Origin of the sequence: Mesorhizobium sp. M1E.F.Ca.ET.063.01.1.1 (assembly GCF_003998155.1) — a bacterium.
In the GTDB taxonomy this organism is placed as follows: domain Bacteria; phylum Pseudomonadota; class Alphaproteobacteria; order Rhizobiales; family Rhizobiaceae; genus Mesorhizobium.
The window spans coordinates 1-2,792 of record NZ_RZSC01000749.1 but is presented as its reverse complement, the minus strand read 5'-3'; the positions used below and the strand labels follow the sequence as shown (position 1 = coordinate 2,792).

Here is a 2,792-nt window from a genome sequence, read left to right as displayed (position 1 = left end):
TCACCGGATCATGCGACCAGGCGGTGTCGTCCCCGCTCTTGCCGTCGCCGGTCAGGTCCTCGTACTTGGTGCCGGAGATCGAGAACTTCTCGAAGTTGACGAAGTCCTGGTTGGTCAGGTTCTGGCCGGAGGTGAGGTTGTTCTGGTCGATCTGCACCGGGCTGACATTCGTCCAGCCTGACTGGCTCTCTTCCTTGATCAGGTAGTCGCCGGGCAACAGCCCGGTGAACTGGTAGAAGCCGCTGCCGTCCGTGGTCGTCTGCGCCACCTGCTCGCCAGCATCGGCGGTGTTGTTGTGGTTGGCGTCATTGTAGAGCGTGATCGTCCATCCGCTCACCGCGGTTTCGTCGCCGGTCGTCGCCAGGCTGCCGTCGGCATCCTCATACTTGTGGCCCGAGATCGAGCCGAGCTGGAAATTGCCGAAGTCGTTGTTGTGGCTCTCCTCGCCCGCCGCCAAGGTGACGGTGTACTCGCCCTGCGCGTTATTCGGCGCATCCTGCGACCATCCTGCCTGCTGCACCTCTCGGATCGTGTAGGTGCCGGGCGTGACAGTGAAGTGATAGTACCCGTTTGCGTCGGTGACCGTAGACGGCTCGCCCAGATCCAAGGAGTTGTTGCCGTTGATGTCGAGATAGATCGTCCAGCCGCTGAGAGCCGGCTCACCGGCCTGCCAGACGTGGTCGGCGTTCAGGTCGTTGAATTTGTGGCCGTCGATCACCTGGCCGATCTGCCGGTTCCATTCCTCGAAGCCGGAATCGGCCGTCCAGGTGCTCTGTGCTGTTTCCCCAGGTCCTTGATAAGTACCGGTCTGGTAGCCGAACCCGGAATAGAGATAGATATAGGGCTTGGTCGGATCGAAATTGCTGATGGGAACCAGCAACGACATATCGGTGGTGTTGCCACTGCCCGGCTGAAGCTCGCCGTTCAGCCCGACGAACTTGTCGCCGCCGGCATCCAGATTGTAGATCAGCGAAGCGTTATCCCCCGCCGGGAAGGCGCCGGTGCCCTGGCTCGGGGTCGCTCCGGGTGCGTAATCATGCAAATCGCCTGCAGAGGCCTGCCAGATCTGGAGCGAATCCAGGGAAAGGTTTTGGGACGTGGCGACGTTGGACTCGTTGATGTCGAGATCAAATCGATAGTAGCCGACGCCATTTATGAATTGAATCGGAATGTCGGCAATGTTCACTGAATGAACGTACTGACTACCGCCCTTGGAGGTATTATCAAGAATAAAAGCGTTAAAGTCGGTATTATACCCCTGCTCCGACGTGTTGTTACCTGAAGCCGAAATTCGGACGAAAGGATCAAGCAAACCTGTTCCTGCGCCGGTCACGACATCCGAGGACGAAAAGAGGGCGCCGTTGATGGTTACGGTGGTTTTGAAGGTCAGATCGTAGGTAGGCGCGTTCACCGCATCGGTGAAGTTTACGGTCGCGACCCGGCCGTCTGCCTGGTCTGTCGCCGTGAGCGTGAATGCCTGGTTTGCCGCGTCGGCATTGACGTACCACGAGGTCTGGATCGTGCCGTTGACGACGCCATCCAGATCACCGGCGCCGCCATCGGTGACGACCCAGGGCGTACCGGTTGCGGTGAGATCGTAGGTGAGCACATCATCCGCGGTGCCGAGGATCCCGTCGGCGCCCGCGCTGTGGTGGGCAACCAAAAACGTGAGCGAGCCGCCATCCTCGACGTCGGTGGCCGTGATCCCCACCGTCTCGCCGGGCGCGTAGTCCGCATCGGCCTGGTCGACCGCGACCGCAAGCGGCGGCACGGCGTCGGAGGAAGTCGGATCGGTGCTTCCGGTCACGGTGGAATCGGGTGTTGCGAGCGGATCGTTGGTCAGATTGTCGCTGATATCGCTAGACGCCATAACATTTCCCCTAGCTTTCGGATTCGGTTACTTATCGTGGCTGCTGTTCTTTCGTGGCTTCTGTTTTCATTTTCCCGCCTGGGCGGGCTTACTCTCTAAAGGCTCGGGTGATCTGGTCCTGCAACGGCTTCACCAGGTAGGACATCACCGAACGGTCTCCGGTCTTGATGAAGGATTCCACCGGCATGCCGGGTACCAGCTTGACCTCGCCGAGGCGCGCGACCTCGGCGGCGGTCGTCTTGATGCGCACGGTGTAATAGCTGACGCCGGTGCGCTGATCGGTGGTAATGTCGGGCGAGATTCTCTCCACCACGCCTTCGATCTGCGGTGTCGTGCGCTGGTTGAATGCGGAAAAACGCAGCGATGCCGACTGGCCGCCCCATAGCTGGTCGATATCGCTGGGCGCGATCTTGGCCTCCACCGCAAGGCTGTCATTGTCCGGCACGACCTGCATGATCGTCTGGCCGGGCTGGATCACGCCGCCGATGGTGTAGGCGAGCGACTGCTGCACGACGCCGTCCTGCGGCGCGCGAATGTCGACCCGCTTCAACTGATCCTCCGCGGCGACCTTGCGCTCGAAGAGTTCGCCCGTCTTGCCGTCGATGTCGCGCAGGTCGCGGTTGACTTCCGTGCTGAGGTCGAGGTCGATCTGGATGATCTGCAGCTTGATCTCGGCGATGCGCCCCTGCGCCTGCGCCAGCGCGGCGACGAGCTGGCCGCGCTCGCCATCCAGGCGCGTCGCCTCGCGCTCGGTCGAGGTCAGGCGATCGATGGAGATGAGCTTCTTGCCCCAGAGCACGCGCACGGAAGCGAGCTCCTTTTGCACGAGTTCGATCTCCTTGCTCTTGGCTTCCATCTGCGCGGTGTCGCCGGCGATCTCCTTCTCGAGCTGGACGATGCGTTCGCCGAGCTGGCCCTTCTG

The 2,792-nt window shown here is 61.3% G+C and carries 2 protein-coding genes; both read right to left on the bottom strand.

Annotation, left to right across the window (positions count from 1 at the left end; all coding sequences use genetic code 11):
- Positions 1-1,870, bottom strand: a 1,870-nt coding sequence (locus tag EOA29_RS31670; protein ID WP_210213192.1) for an SdrD B-like domain-containing protein, incomplete at its 3' end; no start/stop codon positions are given.
- An 88-nt stretch (positions 1,871-1,958) separates the two neighbouring features.
- The coding region (locus EOA29_RS31665) for an HlyD family type I secretion periplasmic adaptor subunit (protein WP_127222102.1) at positions 1,959-2,792 on the bottom strand (834 nt) is incomplete at its 5' end.